The sequence below is a fragment of the Pseudomonas sp. EA_65y_Pfl1_P113 genome, assembly GCF_963970525.1.
Taxonomy (GTDB): Bacteria; Pseudomonadota; Gammaproteobacteria; order Pseudomonadales; family Pseudomonadaceae; genus Aquipseudomonas; species Aquipseudomonas tritici.
Genome location: NZ_CAXAQM010000020.1, coordinates 87,016 through 106,998 on the forward strand (window position 1 = coordinate 87,016; position 19,983 = coordinate 106,998).

22 protein-coding genes are annotated in these 19,983 nt (G+C 60.2%); 18 read left to right on the forward strand and 4 right to left on the reverse strand.

Annotation, left to right across the window (positions count from 1 at the left end):
• The first annotated feature begins 48 nt into the window (after positions 1–48).
• The 15 genes from flhA to yegS all read left to right on the forward strand — a co-directional run bounded on the left by flhA (position 49) and on the right by yegS (position 15,195).
• Positions 49–2,163: a flagellar biosynthesis protein FlhA gene (gene flhA / locus AACY52_RS18725; protein ID WP_339416761.1), complete on the forward strand. Its 2,115-nt coding sequence runs from the start codon at positions 49–51 to the stop codon at positions 2,161–2,163.
• Between the two features lie 12 nt (positions 2,164–2,175).
• On the forward strand, positions 2,176–3,492 hold the full coding sequence (gene flhF / locus AACY52_RS18730; RefSeq protein ID WP_339416598.1) for a flagellar biosynthesis protein FlhF: 1,317 nt from the start codon (positions 2,176–2,178) through the stop codon (positions 3,490–3,492).
• A gap of 106 nt (positions 3,493–3,598) precedes the next feature.
• Positions 3,599–4,432 (forward strand): flagellar synthesis regulator FleN, encoded by an 834-nt coding sequence (gene fleN / locus AACY52_RS18735; RefSeq protein ID WP_339416596.1) that lies wholly within the window; start codon positions 3,599–3,601, stop codon positions 4,430–4,432.
• A complete protein-coding gene (gene fliA / locus AACY52_RS18740) occupies positions 4,429–5,169 on the forward strand; it encodes an RNA polymerase sigma factor FliA (protein WP_049712165.1) in 741 nt (246 codons plus the stop codon). Before fleN ends, fliA begins: the two co-directional genes overlap by 4 nt.
• Before the next feature lie 168 nt (positions 5,170–5,337).
• On the forward strand, positions 5,338–5,712 hold the full coding sequence (locus AACY52_RS18745) for a chemotaxis response regulator CheY (RefSeq protein WP_015885173.1): 375 nt from the start codon (positions 5,338–5,340) through the stop codon (positions 5,710–5,712).
• Positions 5,713–5,730: 18 nt separating this feature from the next.
• A complete protein-coding gene (locus AACY52_RS18750) occupies positions 5,731–6,519 on the forward strand; it encodes a protein phosphatase CheZ (protein ID WP_090399987.1) in 789 nt (262 codons plus the stop codon).
• An 11-nt stretch (positions 6,520–6,530) separates the two neighbouring features.
• Entirely contained in the window at positions 6,531–8,726 is a 2,196-nt protein-coding gene (locus tag AACY52_RS18755) for a chemotaxis protein CheA (RefSeq protein ID WP_339427406.1), read from the forward strand.
• 47 nt (positions 8,727–8,773) lie between these two features.
• On the forward strand, positions 8,774–9,904 hold the full coding sequence (locus AACY52_RS18760) for a chemotaxis response regulator protein-glutamate methylesterase (RefSeq protein ID WP_339416593.1): 1,131 nt from the start codon (positions 8,774–8,776) through the stop codon (positions 9,902–9,904).
• The gene (locus AACY52_RS18765; protein WP_033900785.1) at positions 9,904–10,644 is read left to right on the forward strand and encodes a flagellar motor protein; all 741 of its coding nucleotides are present in this window, start codon (positions 9,904–9,906) and stop codon (positions 10,642–10,644) included. The genes AACY52_RS18760 and AACY52_RS18765 overlap by 1 nt, the downstream gene beginning before the upstream one ends.
• Positions 10,645–10,659: 15 nt before the next feature.
• Entirely contained in the window at positions 10,660–11,547 is an 888-nt protein-coding gene (gene motD, locus AACY52_RS18770; protein WP_339416591.1) for a flagellar motor protein MotD, read from the forward strand.
• Between the two features lie 51 nt (positions 11,548–11,598).
• The gene (locus tag AACY52_RS18775; protein WP_015885168.1) at positions 11,599–12,387 is read left to right on the forward strand and encodes a ParA family protein; all 789 of its coding nucleotides are present in this window, start codon (positions 11,599–11,601) and stop codon (positions 12,385–12,387) included.
• Positions 12,387–13,178: a CheW domain-containing protein gene (locus AACY52_RS18780; RefSeq protein ID WP_339416589.1), complete on the forward strand. Its 792-nt coding sequence runs from the start codon at positions 12,387–12,389 to the stop codon at positions 13,176–13,178. The genes AACY52_RS18775 and AACY52_RS18780 overlap by 1 nt, the downstream gene beginning before the upstream one ends.
• Positions 13,179–13,258: 80 nt before the next feature.
• The gene (locus AACY52_RS18785; RefSeq protein WP_339416588.1) at positions 13,259–13,741 is read left to right on the forward strand and encodes a chemotaxis protein CheW; all 483 of its coding nucleotides are present in this window, start codon (positions 13,259–13,261) and stop codon (positions 13,739–13,741) included.
• On the forward strand, positions 13,742–14,134 hold the full coding sequence (locus AACY52_RS18790) for a DUF2802 domain-containing protein (RefSeq protein ID WP_339416587.1): 393 nt from the start codon (positions 13,742–13,744) through the stop codon (positions 14,132–14,134).
• 140 nt (positions 14,135–14,274) lie between these two features.
• Entirely contained in the window at positions 14,275–15,195 is a 921-nt protein-coding gene (gene yegS / locus AACY52_RS18795) for a lipid kinase YegS (protein WP_339438368.1), read from the forward strand.
• Here yegS and AACY52_RS18800 read toward each other — a convergent pair.
• Positions 15,154–15,813, reverse strand: coding sequence for a response regulator transcription factor (locus AACY52_RS18800; RefSeq protein ID WP_339416585.1), 660 nt, complete (start codon positions 15,811–15,813; stop codon positions 15,154–15,156). The genes yegS and AACY52_RS18800 overlap by 42 nt on opposite strands.
• On the reverse strand, positions 15,810–16,703 hold the full coding sequence (locus AACY52_RS18805) for a sensor histidine kinase (protein ID WP_339416759.1): 894 nt from the start codon (positions 16,701–16,703) through the stop codon (positions 15,810–15,812). The genes AACY52_RS18800 and AACY52_RS18805 overlap by 4 nt, the downstream gene beginning before the upstream one ends.
• A gap of 42 nt (positions 16,704–16,745) precedes the next feature.
• Here AACY52_RS18805 and AACY52_RS18810 point away from each other — a divergent pair, with 42 nt between their 5' ends.
• Positions 16,746–16,916, forward strand: coding sequence for a hypothetical protein (locus AACY52_RS18810; RefSeq protein WP_339560696.1), 171 nt, complete (start codon positions 16,746–16,748; stop codon positions 16,914–16,916).
• Between the two features lie 141 nt (positions 16,917–17,057).
• Here the strand turns inward: AACY52_RS18810 and AACY52_RS18815 are convergent, their stop codons facing one another.
• Positions 17,058–17,507 carry a hypothetical protein gene (locus AACY52_RS18815; protein ID WP_339427408.1) on the reverse strand — a complete coding sequence of 150 codons (450 nt, stop codon included), beginning with the start codon at positions 17,505–17,507 and terminating at the stop codon, positions 17,058–17,060.
• Positions 17,508–18,046: 539 nt separating this feature from the next.
• Between AACY52_RS18815 and AACY52_RS18820 the strand changes: the two genes are divergently transcribed.
• Both AACY52_RS18820 and AACY52_RS18825 read left to right on the forward strand, forming a co-directional pair.
• Positions 18,047–18,985 (forward strand): chemotaxis protein CheV, encoded by a 939-nt coding sequence (locus AACY52_RS18820; RefSeq protein ID WP_339416582.1) that lies wholly within the window; start codon positions 18,047–18,049, stop codon positions 18,983–18,985.
• A 45-nt stretch (positions 18,986–19,030) separates the two neighbouring features.
• Entirely contained in the window at positions 19,031–19,837 is an 807-nt protein-coding gene (locus tag AACY52_RS18825) for an MOSC domain-containing protein (protein ID WP_339427409.1), read from the forward strand.
• Between the two features lie 26 nt (positions 19,838–19,863).
• On the opposite strand, the gene AACY52_RS18830 is transcribed toward AACY52_RS18825, so the two are convergent.
• On the reverse strand, positions 19,864–19,983 hold a 120-nt coding region (locus AACY52_RS18830), incomplete at its 5' end, for a transposase (protein WP_141228961.1).

Consider the following 19,983-nt stretch of genomic DNA (forward strand, 5'->3'; position numbering starts at 1 on the left):
ACTTTGCTTCAAGGGATACGAGGAATACCGGTGGTTGATCGCTCTCAAATGCTCGGCACGGCACGTTCCACCCTGACTGACCTCTCGCGGGGCAATCTGGGTGTGCCGTTGTTGTTGCTGGTGATGCTGGCAATGATGATGTTGCCAATGCCGCCGTTCCTGCTGGACGTGTTCTTCACCTTCAACATTGCCCTGTCGGTCGTCGTGCTGCTGGTTTGCGTATACGCCTTGCGGCCGCTGGATTTCGCGGTATTCCCGACCATTCTGCTGATCGCGACGCTGCTGCGGCTGGCGCTGAACGTGGCGTCCACCCGCGTGGTGATGCTCAACGGCCAAGACGGCCACGCGGCGGCCGGTAAGGTGATCCAGGCCTTCGGTGAGGTGGTGATCGGCGGTAACTACGTGGTCGGTATCGTGGTGTTTGCGATCCTGATGATCATCAACTTCGTAGTGGTGACCAAGGGTGCCGGGCGGATTTCCGAGGTGAGCGCGCGTTTTACCCTCGACGCGATGCCCGGCAAACAGATGGCCATCGACGCCGACCTCAACGCCGGCCTGATCGACCAGAACCAAGCCAAGTCACGCCGCCTGGAAGTGGCCCAGGAGGCCGAGTTCTACGGTTCCATGGACGGTGCCAGCAAATTTGTGCGCGGTGACGCCATCGCTGGCTTGCTGATCCTGTTCATCAACCTCATCGGCGGCGTCGCGGTCGGCATCTTCCAGCACGGCATGACCTTTGGCGAGGCGGGCAAGGTTTATGCCTTGCTGACCATCGGTGACGGTTTAGTGGCGCAATTGCCATCACTGTTGTTATCCACAGCTGCAGCGATCATGGTGACCCGTGCTTCGGGCTCCGAAGACATGGGCAAGCAGATCAGCCGGCAGATGTTTGCATCGCCCAAGGCGTTGGCCGTGGCGGCAGGCATCATGGCGATCATGGGTATCGTGCCGGGCATGCCTCATGTCTCGTTCCTGAGCATGGCCGCCCTTGCCGGTGGCGCTGCGTACCTGTTCTGGAAAAAGCAAAACGCCGTCAAGGTGCAGGCCTTGCAGGATGTTGCGCGTCAGCAGGAGCTGCTGCCATCCCCGGCCCGCGCCCAGGAAACCAAGGAGTTGGGCTGGGATGACGTGACGCCGATCGACATGATCGGCCTGGAAGTGGGCTACCGCCTGATTCCGCTGGTAGACCGCAACCAGGGCGGCCAATTGCTCGCGCGGATCAAGGGCGTGCGCAAGAAGCTGTCCCAGGACCTGGGCTTCTTGATGCCCACCGTGCATATCCGCGACAACCTCGACCTGGCCCCAAGCGCCTACCGCCTGACCTTGATGGGCGTGATCCTGGCGGAAGCCGAGATTTACCCGGACCGCGAGTTGGCGATCAACCCAGGGCAGGTATTCGGCAGTCTCAACGGCATCACCGCCAAAGATCCGGCTTTTGGCCTGGACGCGGTGTGGATCGAAATCAGCCAGCGCAGCCAGGCGCAGTCCCTCGGTTACACCGTGGTCGACGCCAGCACCGTGGTCGCCACCCACCTCAATCAGATCCTCTACAAGCACTCCCACGAGCTGATCGGCCACGAAGAAGTCCAGCAATTGATGGGTTTGCTCGGCAAAGCCTCGCCAAAACTCGCCGAAGAGCTGGTGCCGGGCATCCTCTCGCTGTCGCAATTGCTCAAGGTGCTGCAGGCGCTGCTGGCCGAACAAGTACCGGTGCGCGACATTCGCAGCATCGCCGAGGCCATCGCCAATAATGCCGCCAAGAGTCAAGATACTGCCGCTCTGGTGGCTGCGGTGCGCGTCGGATTGTCCCGCGCAATCGTGCAAAGCATTGTAGGGCTTGACTCCGAGCTGCCTGTGATCACCTTGGAACCAAGGTTGGAACAGATTTTGCTCAATAGTATTCAGAAGGCCGGGCTTGGTCAGGAAGAGGGCGTCCTGCTGGAGCCAAGCATGGCTGAGAAGCTGCAGCGTTCGTTGATCGACGCCGCACAGCGCCAGGAGATGCAAGGCCAACCAGTGATCCTGCTGGTGGCAGGCCCCGTCCGGGCGATGTTGTCGCGGTTTGGACGCCTGGCAGTACCGAATTTGCACGTTTTGGCTTATCAGGAAATTCCTGACAATAAGCAAGTGACTATCGTCGCGACAGTAGGGCCGAACGGCTGAGGGTAGTGGGTTATGCAAGTTAAGCGTTTTTTCGCCGCCGATATGCGTCAGGCCATGAAACTGGTTCGTGATGAGCTGGGCGCCGACGCCGCGATTATCGGAAATCGTCGTATTGCCGGCGGTGTCGAGCTGACGGCTGCCCTGGACTACACCCCCTCGGCACTGGCGCCGCGCGTGCCGAACATGGAGCTCGAAGACGAGCTGCGCAAGACGGCGTCGCGCATTGTCTCGGCCCAGGCTGAACTGAGCATGCGTGGCGACAGCGATGCCACCACCAATCGCCAATTGTTCGCCGGCTTGCCGCTGACGGCTTCCGAACCGTTGGTTGAGCCGACCTTCAAAGAACCGCAGCGCCCTGCCGCGCCAGCCCCGGCTGCTGGCGTCGACCAGCGTGTGTTCGACTCGATGCGTTTTGAACTCAACGGCCTGCGCGAACTGCTCGAAGTGCAGCTAGGCTCGCTGGCCTGGACGCAGTTGCAAGGCAGCAAGCCGCAACAGGCCAACCTGTGGCGCCGCCTGCAACGCATCGGCCTGTCCGGCCCGCTGTCGCGTGACCTGCTGGCCCTGACCACCGAAATCGAAGAACCCCGCCAGGCCTGGCGCATGTTGCTGGCCCACTTGGCGCGGATGATCACCACGCCGGAAATCGAACCTCTGGAAGAGGGCGGTGTGATTGCCATGGTCGGCCCTGCCGGCATGGGCAAAACCACCACCCTCGCCAAGCTGGCGGCGCGTTATGTGCTCAAGTACGGCGCGCAGAACATCGCGCTGGTGAGCATGGACAGCTACCGTATTGGCGCCCAGGAACAGCTCAAGACCCTGGGCCGAATCCTCAATGTGCCGGTGACCCACGTTGACCCGGGCCAGTCCCTGGCCAACGCTCTCGACCCGTTGCTGCGCAAGCGCGTGGTGCTGATCGATACCGCCGGCCTGCAAGCCAGCGACCCGGCCTTGCGCATGCAGCTTGAAAGCCTCGCCGGGCGTGGCATCAAGTCGAAGAATTACCTGGTGCTTGCAACCACCAGCCAGAAACAGGTTCTTACCGCTGCGTATCATAGTTACAAGCGTTGTGGCCTGTCCGGTTGCATCCTCACCAAGCTCGATGAAACCGCGAGCCTGGGTGAAGTGCTGAGCCTGGCCATCAGTCATGAATTGCCGGTCGCCTACCTGACCGACGGGCCGCGGATTCCGGATGATCTGCACCTGCCGCGCCGTCATCAGTTGGTCAGCCGTGCTGTCAGCGTGCAAATGCAAGAAGAGCCTAGCGAGGAAGCGATGGCCGATATGTTCGCCGACCTTTACCACAGCCCCGCAAAACGGGTGGGTTGAGGTCAGGATGAACACCATGAAATGTATCTACATCGATGGTCTGCAAGCGATTCACGCGGCCAAGCCATGTAGCCTGCGTCTAAGCAAGACAAGGTAAAGAAATAAAATGGGCAGCATGCATCCCGTACAGGTGATCGCGGTGACCGGCGGCAAAGGTGGCGTCGGCAAAACTAACGTGTCAGTGAATTTGTCCCTGGCCCTGGCAGAGCTTGGCCGTCGCGTCATGCTGCTGGATGCTGACCTGGGGCTGGCGAACGTTGACGTTCTGCTGGGGTTGACGCCCAAACACACCCTTGCCGATGTGATCGAGGGCCGCTGTGAGCTGCGCGATGTGCTGCTGCAGGGCCCCGGTGGCATCCGCATCGTGCCGGCGGCCTCTGGCACCCAGAGCATGGTGCACCTGAGCCCGGCGCAGCATGCCGGCCTGATCCAGGCGTTCAGTGATATCGGCGACAACCTCGACGTGCTGGTGATCGACACCGCCGCCGGGATCGGCGAGTCAGTGGTCAGCTTCGTGCGCGCTGCGCAGGAAGTCTTGCTGGTGGTCTGCGATGAACCCACCTCGATTACCGACGCCTACGCCCTGATCAAACTGCTTAACCGCGACCACGGCATGAACCGCTTCCGCGTCCTGGCCAACATGGCCCAGAGCCCGCAGGAAGGGCGCAATCTGTTCGCCAAGTTGACCAAGGTCACGGACCGCTTCCTCGATGTCGCCTTACAATACGTTGGCGCAGTTCCCTACGACGAGTGTGTGCGCAAGGCTGTGCAAAAGCAGCGTGCAGTCTACGAAGCGTTTCCTCGTTCCAAATGCGCATTGGCGTTCAAGGCTATTGCCCAAAAGGTCGATACTTGGCCGTTGCCCGCCAACCCTCGGGGGCATCTGGAGTTTTTCGTCGAGCGATTGGTTCATCAGACGAGCGCAGGACCGGTGCTATGACAGCGAACGGCTACAACGCTTACAAGAAGTCTGCCCGTGACAGCCAGGGCGAGTTGATCGAGCGCTACGCGCCCTTGGTCAAGCGCATTGCCTATCACTTGCTGGCACGCCTGCCCGCCAGCGTCCAGGTCGAAGACCTGATCCAGGCTGGCATGATCGGCTTGCTCGAAGTGTCGACCAAATACGACGCGAGCAAGGGGGCGAGTTTCGAGACGTATGCGGGTATCCGTATCCGTGGCGCGATGCTCGATGAAGTGCGTAAAGGCGACTGGGCGCCGCGTTCGGTACACCGCAATACGCGCATGGTCAGTGACGCAATTCGCGCAATTGAAGCAAAAACCGGTCGCGACGCTAAAGATCACGAAGTTGCGGCCGAACTCCAATTGAGTCTCGACGATTACTACGGGATTTTGAACGATACCTTGGGCAGCCGCTTGTTCAGTTTCGACGACCTGTTGCAGGACGGCGAACACGAAGGGCTGCACGAGGACGGCGCGAGCGCTCATATGGAGCCATCGCGCGACCTGGAAGATGAACGCTTCCAGGGGGCGCTGGCGGAAGCGATTGCCAATTTGCCGGAGCGGGAGCGGCTGGTGTTGGCGCTGTACTACGACGAAGAGCTGAACCTCAAGGAAATCGGTGAGGTCCTGGGGGTCAGTGAATCGCGGGTCAGCCAGTTGCATAGCCAGTGCGCAGCCCGCTTGCGGGGGCGTTTGGGAGAGTGGCGAGCGCGCTGACAGGCAGTGTGGGGACACTGCAGACGATACCGCGACGGTGATTGACCTTCGCGGGTTCGACCCGTGGTGGCCCCGGCAGTCCTTTTTGTGTAATGCCTGTTGAATGATATGGCGCGTCCAGGTGCTGGGCGCGTTTAAGACTGCTTGGAGGTCGAATTGGACAAGAACATGAAAATCCTCATCGTTGATGACTTCTCAACGATGCGGCGGATCATAAAAAACCTGTTGCGTGACCTTGGGTTCACTAACACGGTCGAGGCGGATGACGGCATCACAGCCATTCCGATCCTCAACAGCGGCAGCATCGACTTTCTGGTAACAGACTGGAACATGCCGGGCATGACCGGTATCGACTTGCTGCGCCACGTGCGTGCTGACGAAAAGCTGCGCAGCCTTCCTGTGCTGATGGTGACCGCCGAAGCCAAGCGTGAGCAGATCATCGAAGCCGCCCAAGCCGGGGTTAACGGTTACGTGGTCAAGCCATTCACTGCATTGGCCTTGAAAGAGAAGATCGAAAAAATCTTCGAACGCATCCACGGCTAATGCCATCGCGGGGGAGCTATGGAGCATAAAGAAACGTCACAGGGAGACTTTGAGTCAACCCTGAAAAAGCATGCTCACCAGTTGGTCGACAGCCTTGAAAAAGGCCATTTCGGCGACGCGGTGCAGTTGATCCATGAGCTCAACCAGACCCGTGACCGCGGCCTGTACCAGGAAGTGGGCAAGCTCACGCGCGAGCTGCACAGTGCGATCGTCAATTTCCAGATTGACCCGCATATGCCCCAGGCCGAAGAAATTTCGCAAATCACCGATGCCACCGAACGCCTGTCCTACGTGGTCAGGCTGACTGAGGCGGCGGCCAACCGCACCATGGACCTGGTGGAAAATGCCACGCCCCTGGTCAATGGCATGGCCACCGAAGCCCAGGCCCTCAGCGTTGACTGGGGCCGCTTCATGCGTCGCGAAGTCGGGGCTGAAGAGTTCCGTGAGCTGGCGCGTCGGGTCGAAGGGTTCTTGTCACGCAGCGAGCAGGAAAACCGCACGGTTTCCAGCAACCTCAACGACATTCTGCTCGCCCAGGATTACCAGGACCTCACCGGCCAGGTGATCAAGCGTGTGACTCAGTTGGTCACCGAAGTAGAAAGCAACTTGCTCAAATTAGTGCTTATGGCAGGCCAGGTAGACCGTTTTGCCGGTATCGAACATGACCGCGAAGCGATCCTCTCGGAAAAAGATCCACAAAAACATCTCGCCAAGGGTGAAGGTCCGCAGATTCATGCCGATAAACGTGAAGACGTTGTATCGGGTCAGGATGATGTTGATGACCTGTTATCCAGTTTAGGCTTCTAAGGAGCACCCACATGAGCTTCGGCGCCGATGAAGAAATCCTTCAGGATTTCCTTGTAGAGGCCGGCGAAATTTTAGAGCAACTGTCCGAACAGCTGGTCGAGCTGGAAAGCCGACCAGATGATGCGAACCTGCTCAATGCAATTTTTCGCGGTTTTCACACTGTAAAAGGGGGCGCCGGCTTCCTCCAGCTCCATGAGCTGGTGGAGTGCTGCCACATCGCCGAGAACGTGTTCGACATCCTTCGCAAGGGGGAGCGTCACGTTGATTCGGAGTTGATGGACGTGATTCTCGAAGCACTGGATGCGGTCAACGGGATGTTCAGCGAAGTCCGCGAACGTGCCCCGATCACCGCGGCCACGCCGGAACTGTTGGCTGCGCTGGCACGTTATGCGGAGCCCGCCGACCTGTCGGCTGCGCCGGTAGCAGAAGCGGCGCCCGAGCCAGTGGCTGAGGCCGAGCCGGACGTGACGGACAGCGAGTTCGAGCAGTTGCTCAACTCCCTCAGTGCCGTGAAGGCCGAGGCAGAAGCACCGCCTGCGCCTGTTGCCGCGCCAACCAGCGAAGACATCACTGACGCTGAGTTCGAATCCCTGCTCGACCAGTTGCATGGCAAAGGCCAGTTCGCGGCCGACGCCGTGCCGCCTGCTGCTGCGCCGCAAGCGCCTGCCGCTACCGCCAGCACCGACATCACGGACGATGAGTTCGAAGCGTTGCTGGACCAACTGCATGGCAAGGGCACCTTTGCGGCCGACGCCTTGCCGGCGGTCGCTGCGCCGGCTGCAACACCGGCTGCCAGCGCCGCCCCCGGCGCTGATGGCCTGATTTCGGATCACGAATTCGAGTCGCTGCTTGACGAATTGCACGGCAAGGGCAAGTTCACCGAAGTTGCCCCGGCCGCTGCAGTCGCCACGGCTGCACCGGTGGCTGCCAAAGCCGCTGCGCCAGCACCGGCGGCCAAGCCTGCTTCAGCACCGACCGCAGCGCCGGCGCCAGCGCGTGCCGCCGCCGCACCGGTTGCGGAAAAACCTGCCAGTGAAGCCGAAACCACCGTGCGCGTTGATACCGCGCGCCTGGACGACATCATGAACATGGTCGGCGAACTGGTACTGGTGCGTAACCGCCTGGTGCGCCTGGGCCTGAGCAGCGGCGATGAAGCCATGCAAAAGGCCGTGTCGAACCTGGATGTGGTGACTGCCGACCTGCAAACCGCGGTGATGAAAACGCGGATGCAACCGATCAAGAAAGTCTTTGGCCGCTTCCCACGTTTGGTTCGCGACTTGGCGCGCCAGTTAAAGAAAGAGATCAACCTGGAACTGGTGGGTGAAGAAACCGACCTCGACAAGAACCTTGTCGAGGCCCTGGCCGACCCGCTGGTCCACTTGGTGCGCAACGCCGTCGACCACGGCGTGGAAACCCCGGAAGAGCGCGAAGCCTCGGGCAAGTCCCGTGGCGGCAAGGTGATCCTGGCGGCGGAGCAAGAGGGCGACCACATCCTGCTGTCGATCACCGATGACGGCAAAGGCATGGACCCGGCCATATTGCGCAATATCGCGGTCAAGCGTGGCGTGATGGACAAGGACGCCGCCGACCGCCTGACCGATAGCGAATGCTACAACCTGATCTTTGCCCCGGGCTTCTCGACCAAGACCGAGATTTCCGATGTGTCTGGCCGCGGTGTGGGCATGGACGTGGTGAAGACCAAGATCAGCCAGCTCAACGGCTCAATCAACATCTACTCGACCAAGGGCCAGGGCTCGAAGATCGTCATCAAGGTGCCGTTGACCCTGGCGATCATGCCGACCCTGATGGTGATGCTGGGCAACCAGGCCTTCGCCTTCCCGTTGGTCAACGTCAACGAGATCTTCCACCTCGACCTGTCGCGCACCAACGTGGTGGACGGCCAGGAAGTGGTGATCGTGCGCGATAAGGCGTTGCCACTGTTCTACCTCAAGCGCTGGCTGGTCGCTTCGGCTGCCCATGAAGAGCAGCGCGAAGGCCATGTGGTGATTCTCTCCGTGGGCACCCAGCGTATCGGCTTTGTCGTCGATCAGTTGGTTGGCCAGGAAGAGGTGGTCATCAAGCCTTTGGGCAAAATGCTGCAGGGAACCCCGGGCATGTCGGGTGCGACCATCACCGGTGACGGTCGGATCGCGCTGATTCTCGATGTTCCGAGCATGCTCAAGCGTTACGCCGCTCGGCGTATTTGATTCTGGTGGGGCAGGGCGGTTAGCCCGCCCCGCCTAACGGAGTGTTTATGGCAGTCAAGGTCCTGGTGGTGGACGATTCGGGTTTCTTCCGTCGCCGCGTCTCGGAAATTCTTTCCGCCGATCCAACGATCCAGGTGGTTGGCACGGCCACCAACGGTAAAGAGGCGATTGATCAAGCCATTGCGTTGAAACCGGACGTGATCACCATGGACTACGAGATGCCGATGATGGATGGCATCACGGCAGTTCGGCACATCATGCAACGCTGCCCGACCCCGGTATTGATGTTCTCCTCGCTCACCCACGAAGGCGCCCGAGTGACCCTCGACGCGTTGGACGCTGGCGCGGTGGACTTCCTGCCGAAGAATTTCGAAGACATCTCGCGCAACCCCGAGAAGGTCAAGCAGATGCTGTGCGAGAAGGTGCACAGCATTTCGCGCAGTAACCGTCGCAGCTTGTTCAGTGCGCCAGCGCCTGCACCGGTGGTGGCCCCAGCTGCACCCGCTAGTTCCTCATTCAGTCGCCCAGCCCCAGCCTCGACCTCCGTTGCACGGCCTGCCGTGGTGCCGACACGTGCGTCTGCGCCAAGTGCGCATTCGCCTGCACCCAAGCGTAAAGCCTACAAGCTGGTTGCTATCGGTACGTCCACGGGCGGCCCGGTTGCCCTTCAACGCGTATTGACCCAACTGCCGGCCAACTTCCCGGCGCCGATCCTGTTGATCCAGCACATGCCTGCCGCCTTCACCAAGGCCTTTGCAGAGCGCCTGGACAAGTTGTGCCGCATCAGCGTCAAGGAAGCCGAGGATGGCGACATCCTGCGTCCTGGCCTGGCGCTGCTGGCCCCGGGTGGCAAGCAGATGATGGTGGATGGCCGTGGTGCGATCAAAATCCTGCCGGGCGATGAGCGCCTGAACTACAAGCCGTGCGTGGATATCACCTTTGGTTCGGCCGCCAAGTCCTACGGCGACAAAGTTCTGGCGGTGGTGCTCACCGGCATGGGCGCCGACGGCCGTGAAGGCGCGCGCCTGCTCAAGCAGGGCGGCAGCGCCATCTGGGCGCAGGACGAAGCCAGCTGTGTGATCTATGGCATGCCCATGGCCATCGTCAAAGCGGACCTGGCCGACGCCGTTTACAGCCTGGACGATATTGGCAAGCATCTGGTGGAGGCCTGCCTCTGATGGATGTCTTGAGCCTGATCGGCATCATCATGGCGTTTGTCGCAATCATCGGCGGCAACTACCTTGAGGGCGGCCACCTCGGCGCCTTGGCCAACGGCCCGGCGGCGCTCATCGTGATCGGCGGCACTGTGGGCGCGGCGTTGCTGCAGTCGCCCATGAGCTCGTTCAAGCGCGCCATGCAAATTCTGATATGGATCATTTTCCCACCTCGCGTGGACCTGCCAGGCGGCATCGACCGCGTGGTCAACTGGAGCCTCACCGCACGCAAGGAAGGCCTGCTGGGCCTGGAAGGCGTGGCCGATGCCGAGCCCGACAGTTACGCGCGCAAAGGCTTGCAGTTGCTGGTGGACGGCGCCGAGCCGGAAGCGATCCGCAGCATCCTGGAAGTGGATTTCTACACCCAGGAAAGCCGTGACATCAACGCCGCCAAAGTCTATGAAAGCATGGGCGGTTACGCGCCGACCATCGGCATCATCGGTGCGGTGATGGGCTTGATCCACGTGATGGGCAATCTCGCCGATCCATCGCAACTGGGCAGCGGCATTGCCGTGGCATTTGTCGCCACCATCTACGGCGTGGCGAGTGCCAACCTGGTGCTGTTGCCGGTGGCCAGCAAGCTCAAGTCGATTGCCATGCGCCAGTCGCGTTACCGCGAAATGTTGCTCGAAGGCATTCTGTCGATTGCCGAGGGCGAGAACCCGCGCTCCATCGAATTGAAGCTCCAGGGCTTCATGGATTGATGGGAGATATCGATTATGAGCCGTCGCCGTCGCGAGCCTGAAGAACACGTCAACCATGAACGGTGGCTGGTGTCCTACGCGGACTTCATCACCTTGCTGTTCGCGTTTTTCGTGGTGATGTACTCGATCTCGTCGATTAACGAAGGCAAGTACAAAGTCATTTCCCAGGCGCTGATTGGCGTGTTCAACGACGCCGACCGCGCCCTCAAGCCGATCCCGATCGGCGAAGAACGGCCCAAGACCGTGACCCCGGCCAAGCCGCTGGTCAACGACAGCGATGAAACCGCTGCTGGCGTGGGTGGCACCAGCGATCCGCTGAAAAGCATCGCCGACGACATCAGTGCTGCGTTTGGCGACTTGATCCGTTCCAATCAGATGACCGTGCGTGGCAATGAGTTGTGGGTGGAGATCGAGCTTAATTCCAGCCTGCTGTTCGCCAGCGCCGATGCGATGCCCAGCGACCAGGCATTCACCATCATTGATAAGGTAGCGGCGATTCTGAAGCCGTTCGAAAATCCGATCCACGTTGAAGGCTTTACCGACAATTTTCCGATCGCCACCGCGCAGTACCCGACCAACTGGGAGCTTTCGGCAGCACGGGCGTCGAGCATCGTGCGCATGCTCGCGATGCAGGGCGTGAACCCCGGGCGCTTGGCGTCGGTAGGGTACGGCGAGTTCCAGCCGGTGGCCAATAACGCCACGGTAGAAGGCCGCGCACGCAATCGTCGGGTGGTGCTGGTGGTGTCGCGCAACTTGGATGTGCGCCGCAGCCTGACCGGTACCGGCACCGCCAATGCAACTCCGGATGCCGCGTTGAGGCGGGCTGGCACACAAACTGCACCGGCACTTGCAAAGCCGCCGGTTCGTCAGAGTGCCGTCAATTCTCCGTCGCCGGCTCAATAACCCAATGCAATGTCTCGGTCGCGCCTGTGCCCGCCGGGAGGAACCAACCGAATGAGAGTCTGGGCAGTTGCCAATCAAAAAGGTGGAGTCGGCAAGACCACCACCTCCATCGCCTTAGCCGGTTTGCTCGCTGAGGCGGGTAAGCGTGTGGTCGTGGTGGACCTGGACCCTCACGGCTCCATGACCAGCTATTTCGGCTACGACCCGGATGCGCTGGAACACAGCAACTACGACCTGTTCCTGCACAAAGGCAGCGTGCCGGCCGATTTGCCGGGCCAACTGCTGCTGCCTACCAGCAACGAAAGCATTTCCTTGTTGCCCTCCAGCACCGCCCTGGCCACCCTGGAGCGCCAGTCGCCGGGGCAGAGTGGGCTGGGCCTGGTGATTGCCAAGACCCTGGCGCAACTGTGGCAGGACTTCGATTACGCGATCATCGACAGCCCGCCGTTGCTTGGCGTGTTGATGGTCAACGCCCTGGCAGCCAGCCAACAACTGGTGATCCCGGTGCAGACCGAACACCTGGCGGTTAAAGGCCTGGAGCGCATGGTCAGCACCCTGGCGATGATCAACCGCTCGCGCAAGCAGGCGCTGCCGTACAGCATCGTGCCGACCTTGTTCGACCGTCGTACCCAGGCGTCCCTCGGCACCCTGCGCGTATTGCGCGATGCCTACCCGGACACCATCTGGAACGGCTACATCCCGGTGGACACGCGCCTGCGTGACGCCAGCCGTGCAGGCCTCACACCGTCGCAGTTCGACGGCAAGAGCCGTGGCGTACTTGCCTACCGCGCATTGCTCAAGCACCTGCTGTCCCAGCAGCTTGTGGCGCAGGTGGCGTGATGAACCGGCCCACCAAACTCAAGACCCGGCCGCAACTGGCACTGGAATCCTACCTGGATGCCTTGCTGCAGGATGCGACCGCGGAAGAACTGCCGGAACCTATCCTGGTGCTGGAGCCGGCTGTTGAACCATTAGCCGTGCTGGATGAATTCCAGTTGGCGGTACTGGAAGAGCAAGCCCGAGATGCGCAGGTCGTGGTGCCGATTACGTCGCTTGTGGTCGCGCCTGTGGTGGTCGCACCCGTCGTGGTCGAGCCGGTGGTGGACGTGCACCTGCCGCCGAGCATCACGCCGCCGCCGGTGACCGGTGATGGCCGCCCGAGCTGGGCTGCAGAGCCGTTTGAATGCCTGCTGTTCGACGTCGCCGGGTTGACCCTGGCGGTGCCGCTGGTGTGCCTGGGCTCGATTTATTCACTGGAAGGCCAGGAACTGACGCCACTGTTCGGGCAACCGGAGTGGTTCCTCGGCATCCTGCCCAGCCAGGCTGGCAACTTGAAAGTCCTCGATACCGCGCGCTGGGTCATGCCTGACCGCTACCGTGATGACTTCCGCCAAGGCTTGCAATACGTGATCTCGGTGCAGGGCTACGAGTGGGGGCTGGCCGTGCATCAAGTCAGCCGCTCGTTGCGCCTGGACCCGAACGAAATCAAATGGCGCAGCCATCGGGGTCAACGGCCTTGGCTGGCGGGCACCGTGATTGAACACATGTGCGCGTTGCTTGATGTTTCCGAACTGGCCGAGTTGATCGCCAGTGGCGCCGCCAAGTCGATGCCAATAACTAAACGTAGTTGATTGAACAATAAGGGCCGCATGTGAATGTGGTCAGCGAAGCACACACGCCGTGTAAAACGGCATTTGAAGGGGTCAGTGGTATGAACAAGTCAGCGTCCGCACAAGGTTTGGATGATCCGATCCTGCAATGGGTTACCTTCAAACTGGACAACGAGTCCTATGGCATTAACGTGATGCGCGTGCAGGAAGTGCTGCGCTACACCGAGATCGCCCCGGTACCGGGTGCACCGAGCTACGTGCTGGGCATCATCAACCTGCGCGGCAACGTGGTGACGGTGATCGACACCCGCCAGCGTTTCGGCTTGGTGTCCACCGAAGTCAATGACAATACGCGTATCGTCATCATCGAGGCCGACAAGCAAGTGGTCGGGATCATGGTCGATAGCGTGGCCGAAGTGGTCTACCTGCGCCAATCCGAAGTTGAAACCGCGCCGAACGTGGGTAACGAAGAGTCCGCCAAGTTCATCCAGGGCGTGTGCAACAAGAACGGCGAGCTGCTGATTCTGGTTGAGCTGGACAAGATGATGAGCGAAGAAGAATGGTCGGATCTGGAGAACATCTGATTGTTTCTTGAAGCAGCGGTAGTTGTCCTGGCCCTGTTGTGGGCCGGGACGTTGGCATTTCTGCTGCGCTATGTGCGCCAGCAACGCGAGTTGTTATTGCAGCAGGCCGAGCGCGATGCTGTGCGTGACCGGCGCGTGCTTGAGTTGGTAAAGCGGGTCGATCATTTCCAGCAGAGTGCGGTGAAGGTTGGGAATGAGGTGCATGAACTGCGCGCGATTCTTGCGCCGTTGCCGGATAAGCTGGCGCAGATTGAGCAGCGGGATCCATCGAGTCTGTCGTTTGCCCAGGCCGCCAAGTTGGTGGGGATGGGGGCTACGGTGGATGAGCTGACGCAGTCGTGTGGGTTGACTCAGGCTGAGGCGCAGTTGATGAGTAAGCTGCATAAGAGCTGATTGGGTTTTGAGTGCATATCCGTTTTTTAGGTAACGGATATGTACTCAGTCATCCAATTATTTTCCCATTCCATGGCTTTTTTCTCCGCGCCAAAGGTCCACATCCTTCAAGCACCTTTGAAGCCAGGAGTAACTCACCCATGACCACCCCCAAGGCACTGTTGATCCTCCACGGCAAGCAAGCCCTCAACGAGGATGTGCGCGACGCGGTGAAGGCCCGGCGCGAGCAGGGCGGCGAGCTCGCCGTGCGGGTGACGTGGGAGGGCGGTGACGCCCAGCGCCTGGTCAAGGAAGCCCTCACAGACGGCTACACCCATATCATCGCTGGCGGCGGCGACGGTACCTTGCGTGATGTGGCCGAAGCCATGGCCCAGGCCAAAACCGACGCCAGCCTGGTGCTGATGCCCTTGGGCACCGCCAACGATTTCGCCAAGGCTGCCGGTGTGCCGCTGGAACCCGCCCAGGCCCTGGCGCTGCTGGACGTGCCGCCACGGGCCATCGACCTCGGTCAGGTGGGCGAGCAAATTTTCCTCAATATGGCCACCGGCGGTTTTGGCAGCCAGGTCACTGCCAATACTTCCGACGATTTGAAGAAGGTGCTCGGCGGTGCCGCTTACCTGTTCACCGGCCTGTCGCGTTTCAGCGAGTTGAAGGCCGCCTACGCCGAGCTGGATGGTCCCGATTTTCACTGGAAGGGCGAGTTGCTCGCTTTGGGTATCGGCAACGGTCGCCAGGCGGGTGGTGGGCATGAGCTATGCCCCGGTGCAATGGCGGATGATGGCCTGCTGGACGTCAGTATCCTGCCCGCGCCGCAGGAAGTGGTCGGCACGCTTCGCGAGCTGATGAACAATGGTTGGGGCTTGGACACTATGTTTGTTCGGGCACGCCTGCCATGGGTCGAAATCAGACGGGCTGAAGGCCTGTACATCAACCTTGACGGCGAACCGCTCAAGGGCGACGACCTGCACTTCGAGGCCTTGCCCAAGGCCTTGCGCGTGCACCTGCCGGTGGATTCGCCGTTAGTCGTCCAGGCTGATGATCTGCTCGCGCACGGCAAATAACACCAGGCCGGCCACGTCGAAAATCTGCAGGCGTTTCATGATTTGCGAGCGGTGCGCTTCCACGGTCTTGATGCTCAAGCCCAAGCCGTGGGCGATTTCCCGGGTGGACTTGCCGCGCACGATCAAGCGCAGGATTTCCAGCTGCCGCGCCGTGAGGTTATGGCTGTGCGCGGCGGGCGTGGCGGGCCCCTGGCTACGCACCAGCGCTTGGTTGATCACCGTGTGGGCAATCGCCGGGCTCAGGTAACGTTCGTTGTTGCGCAAGGCCAGCAGCGCGTGTTCCAGCTCGTTGGCGGTGGTGTCCTTGAGCAGGTAGCCATGGGCGCCGGATTCCAGCGCGCACATGATCAATTCCGGGTCGGTGTGCATCGACAGGATCAGCACGCGGCTCTTGGGGTAGGCCCGCCTGAGTTGCTGCAAGGCATCCAGGCCGCCGGTGTGCTTCATCGACAGGTCCAATAACACGATATCGGGTAGCAAGGCGCTGAACTGCTCAAGTAGCTGTGCACCGTCGCTGGCTTCGCCGATGACGGTGTAGCCCGGAATGTCCTGGACCAGCGCGCGTACGCCGGCCCGGATCAAAGCGTGGTCATCCACCAGGAGTAATTTGCAGGTCACTCGATAACCTTAGGGGAACTGGCCCGATCGAGGGCGCGGGGCGCCCAGGGGAAAAGCGCGTTGATCCGTGTCCCTTTGCCTGGCTGGCTGCTGACGGATAATGAACCGCCAAGCTGATCAACCCGCTCGGACATGCCGGCCATGCCCCGTTGGCCTTCCAAGGCAGGGTTGATGGCCGGCGAAAAACCCTGGCCGTCATCGCAGATACTCAGCGAGAGGCCCTCGGGCAGGCGTTGCAGGTGGACCAGCAGGTTACCCGCCTGGGCGTGGCGTAGCATGTTGGTCACCGCTTCCTGGGTGATTCGAAAGGCCGCCAGCGCCATTTCTTCCGGGATACCGGTCAGCCGTTGCTGGCATTCCAGGCTCCAGCACACCTGGGTATTTTCCAGGGTCTTGAGCAGGTGCGCGCGCAGGCTGGCTTCCAGGCCCAGGTTGGCCAGCTGGCGAGGGTTGAGAATGGCAGACACGTCGCGCACCTTGGCCAGGGTTTCATTCAGCGTGTTGCACAGCACCGTGCACTGGCTTTGCAGGTCGTCCGGCAGGCGGCGCTTGAGCCATTCGCTTTGCAGCTTGGCGGCGGTGAGCAGTTGGCCGATATCGTCATGCAGCTCGCGGCTGAGGCGGTGGCGTTCGTTTTCCTGGACTTGCAGCAGGCGGTCGGCCAGTTCCTGGGGCTGGAACTTGATGGATTTGCGCGAATGCCACTGTTGCAGGCCCACCACGAGCAGGATGGCCAGGTTGAGCACAATCACCAGCAGCGGCAGTGGCGCGGAACGGGTATAGGTCCAGAGGCTCAGCAACAGCGAGCCAAGGCACAGGGCGAGGATCAAATGGCGTGCATTGCTGCGGGACGCGGACCTTGCGATGAGTGTCTTGAGGCTGGCGTACATAGCGGATGGAGCCAATGAGGGTTCGCTGCGGGAAGACCGGTCATGGCGGCTGACAGGGCTCTGTTTGGAATGCGTTATCGAATCATTTTCAAGCATGATGAAGGGGGCGCACTTCGAGCGGGGCATAATACCACCACTATTGCCGTTGGTCGCCTGGATGGGTTGTTAAACGTGCAAATGTTCCAGGCGGTATTCCCGGAGTTTATGAAGTGAGGGGTTATATTGTTTCCGTGAATTTGTATCGTTATTACCGTTACTGGCTAATTGATATTGCGTGAGTGGGATTCAATTCCATTTGATGGGTGGGGGGGCGTTTTTAGATAACTTCCGGTTCATACACGACCTGATATCCGCTCAAGACATGTTGTGCATTCGCTGCTGAGGTTTAAAGCTGAAATCCTTTTGTGGAATATGCAGAGTTACCGTAGCAATCAGCGTCGTTTGCTCCGCTTCATCCAATGCCAGTTGGCCGGTTCTTACATCAATCAGCTCCAGCTGCCAGGCGAGCAATGTCAAGCACTCTTCCAAGGCGTCCAAGGCTTGATCATGCAACTGCAAGGGGCTCTCGGCGTTGGCGATCAGGTACTGGATATGCCGCGAGAACTCGCTGATCGCCTGCAGTGCAAGGTCATCGGCGCTCTCGGCGAGCTTGATCAGGCTGACCTTTATGCAGTCGATGGCGTCACTGTCGTTTCGGATCAAATGCAGGTGGCTCAGGCATTCCTCCGATTTGGCCAGCAGCTTTTCCGCCTCGTGCAGGAATTCGGGAAGTGCAAGTTGCCACTCTCTACCGTCGTTCATCATGCAAGTCTCCACAACATAAGGTCGGGTGATGAGATGTCGCACCGGGTGAATGGCTTAAAAGTAGCGCTGAAATATGACTGAAATCTGTAGGTTGGTTCTGAGATTTTAGTAGGACGTTTATTAGAGTGACAGCGACGGCTGTGCGCGGCCCTGGTGAACGGGGTCAATTGCACACCTTCAAGTGCCGACATCTGAGTGTCTGAAAGACCCGCGTGCTGAGGGCTTGGGATGGCAAACAAAAGCCTGACTCCATTCATGCATTGAGAATGGCGTCACATTAATGGCTATTAGATATTGCGAATATCAGGTTGGGCCTGATTGTGCATAGGGGAATCCCTTACATGGCGGAACCTTGCGTCGAACTTAATGTCGCGCAACGTCGCTGCACCGCTATTTGTAGAGCCCGAGCAGTAAACCATGATGTCAGTGTGACATCAATGCATTTACGTGGCATTTTACAGGGGTCAAGGTCTGGCGCTCGCCGCCGATAACAACCGTTATGTGAACTGCACAATCCCCTAGCGCATCAGGAGCTTTTAATGGCCGGCATTCTCGACACGGTAGATCAACGCACGCAACTGGTGGGTGAGAATCGCCTTGAGATCCTTATGTTCCGCCTGGCCGGGCGGCAGCTGTTCGCGATCAACGTGTTCAAGGTGCAGGAAGTCCTGCAACTGCCCAAGCTGACGTTGATGCCGCAACGCCACCCGTTCGTATGCGGCGTGGTCAACCTGCGGGGCCAGACGCTGCCGGTGATCGACCTGTCCCAGGCCATCGGCATGCGCCCGCTTGTGCCGGGGCCCAACAGCACTATTATTGTCACCGAGTACAACCGTTCGGTGCAGGCGTTCCTGGTGGGCGGCGTGGAACGCATCGTCAATATGAACTGGGAAGCCATCCTGCCGCCGCCAGCCAGCGCCGGGCGCCAGCATTACCTCACCGCCATCAGCAAGGTCGACGACCAGTTGGTGGAAATCATCGACGTGGAAAAAGTCCTGGCTGAGATCGTGCCGTACAACGCCAAGGTCTCCCGTGAAAAACTCGAAGACCCCGTGCTGGAACGCGCCCGTGGCCGTGAAGTGCTGCTGGTGGATGACTCCAACGTGGCCCTCTCGCAACTGCGCGACACCCTCGGCCAACTGGGCGTAAAGATGCACATCGCCAGCGATGGTCTCAAGGCATTGAACATGCTCAAGGCCTGGGCCGACAACGGCCAGGTGATGACCGACAAGCTGTTGATGATCTTCACCGACGCCGAAATGCCCGAGATGGACGGCTACCGCCTCACCACCGAGATCCGCAATGACCCACGCCTGCGCAGCCTCTACGTGGTGCTGCACACCTCGTTGTCGGGCAGCTTCAACGAGTCGATGGTGAAGAAGGTCGGCTGTGACAACTTCCTGTCCAAGTTCCAGCCTGACAAGCTGGTGGATGTGGTGCGCCAACGTCTGATGCTGGACGAAGTGCCCGCCGTGTAGTGAGCGGTTATAGTATGGTCTTTGCTCGTCAAGGAATGCAGGCCCATGCTTCGTCTCAGCGCGTTGTACCGTTACCCTTTGAAGTCTGGCAAGGCCGAAATACTGCAACAGGTCGGCCTGGATAAACTCGGTGTGGACGGGGATCGACGCTGGATGCTGGTGGATGAAGCCAGTGGGCGTTTCCTCACACAGCGCGCCGTGGCTAAGATGAGCCAACTGTCGGCGCTCTGGAACAGCCGCGGTGGCCTCACCCTGAGTTCGCCTGGCTACACGCCGCTGGACGTGGCGCTGCCGGCCAGCGACGACGAGTTGCGTGGTGTGACCATCTGGCGGGACACCCTGCGTGTGCCGGACGCAGGCGACGCTGCGGCTGCCTGGGTCAGTGACTTTATCGGCAAACCGACGCGACTGGTACACATCCCCCTGGAACGCGCCCGTACCACCCAGGCCGGTTACGGCAAGGACGATGACCAGGTCGCGTTTGCCGACGGTTACCCCTTGCTCGTGATCAGCCAGGCCTCCCTGGACGACCTCTCGCAACGCATCGGCCGCCCCATGGAAATGCTGCGCTTTCGTCCCAACCTCGTGATCGAAGGCAGCGAAGCCTTCGCCGAAGACGGCTGGAAACGCCTGCGTATTGGCGATGTGGAGTTCCGTGCGGTCAAGCCGTGCTCGCGCTGCATTCTTACCACCATCGACCCGCACACCGGCGAACGCAGCGCCGACCGCGAGCCTTTTGCAACGCTGGAGACTTATCGCAAGACTGAGGATGGCGCGATTTTCGGCCAGAACCTAGTCAATGACGGCATTGGGCGACTCGAGATTGGAATGCCGGTGACCCTTCTCGAGTGATTCACCCGCCCATAAAAAATGGTTCTTCACGGATTGCCGGGAAAGACGCTCTTGATCTTCATGAAGAAGAACTCGCTGTCCCGGTAACCGTACGCCATTCGTTTGATGACCTTTATTCGATTGTTTATTCCTTCCAACTGACCGGT

Coding starts and splice junctions, on each gene's coding strand:
- fliA (WP_049712165.1), top strand. CDS start 4,429: ATGACAGCGAACGGCTACAACGCTTACAAGAAGTCTGCCCGTGACAGC.
- fleN (WP_339416596.1), top strand. CDS start 3,599: ATGGGCAGCATGCATCCCGTACAGGTGATCGCGGTGACCGGCGGCAAA.
- flhA (WP_339416761.1), top strand. CDS start 49: ATGCTCGGCACGGCACGTTCCACCCTGACTGACCTCTCGCGGGGCAAT.
- AACY52_RS18820 (WP_339416582.1), top strand. CDS start 18,047: ATGGCCGGCATTCTCGACACGGTAGATCAACGCACGCAACTGGTGGGT.
- yegS (WP_339438368.1), top strand. CDS start 14,275: ATGACCACCCCCAAGGCACTGTTGATCCTCCACGGCAAGCAAGCCCTC.
- AACY52_RS18750 (WP_090399987.1), top strand. CDS start 5,731: ATGGAGCATAAAGAAACGTCACAGGGAGACTTTGAGTCAACCCTGAAA.
- AACY52_RS18745 (WP_015885173.1), top strand. CDS start 5,338: ATGAAAATCCTCATCGTTGATGACTTCTCAACGATGCGGCGGATCATA.
- AACY52_RS18755 (WP_339427406.1), top strand. CDS start 6,531: ATGAGCTTCGGCGCCGATGAAGAAATCCTTCAGGATTTCCTTGTAGAG.
- flhF (WP_339416598.1), top strand. CDS start 2,176: ATGCAAGTTAAGCGTTTTTTCGCCGCCGATATGCGTCAGGCCATGAAA.
- AACY52_RS18810 (WP_339560696.1), top strand. CDS start 16,746: ATGGCGGCTGACAGGGCTCTGTTTGGAATGCGTTATCGAATCATTTTC.
- motD (WP_339416591.1), top strand. CDS start 10,660: ATGAGCCGTCGCCGTCGCGAGCCTGAAGAACACGTCAACCATGAACGG.
- AACY52_RS18785 (WP_339416588.1), top strand. CDS start 13,259: ATGAACAAGTCAGCGTCCGCACAAGGTTTGGATGATCCGATCCTGCAA.
- AACY52_RS18780 (WP_339416589.1), top strand. CDS start 12,387: ATGAACCGGCCCACCAAACTCAAGACCCGGCCGCAACTGGCACTGGAA.
- AACY52_RS18825 (WP_339427409.1), top strand. CDS start 19,031: ATGCTTCGTCTCAGCGCGTTGTACCGTTACCCTTTGAAGTCTGGCAAG.
- AACY52_RS18815 (WP_339427408.1), bottom strand. CDS start 17,507: ATGATGAACGACGGTAGAGAGTGGCAACTTGCACTTCCCGAATTCCTG.
- AACY52_RS18775 (WP_015885168.1), top strand. CDS start 11,599: ATGAGAGTCTGGGCAGTTGCCAATCAAAAAGGTGGAGTCGGCAAGACC.
- AACY52_RS18765 (WP_033900785.1), top strand. CDS start 9,904: ATGGATGTCTTGAGCCTGATCGGCATCATCATGGCGTTTGTCGCAATC.
- AACY52_RS18805 (WP_339416759.1), bottom strand. CDS start 16,703: ATGTACGCCAGCCTCAAGACACTCATCGCAAGGTCCGCGTCCCGCAGC.
- AACY52_RS18760 (WP_339416593.1), top strand. CDS start 8,774: ATGGCAGTCAAGGTCCTGGTGGTGGACGATTCGGGTTTCTTCCGTCGC.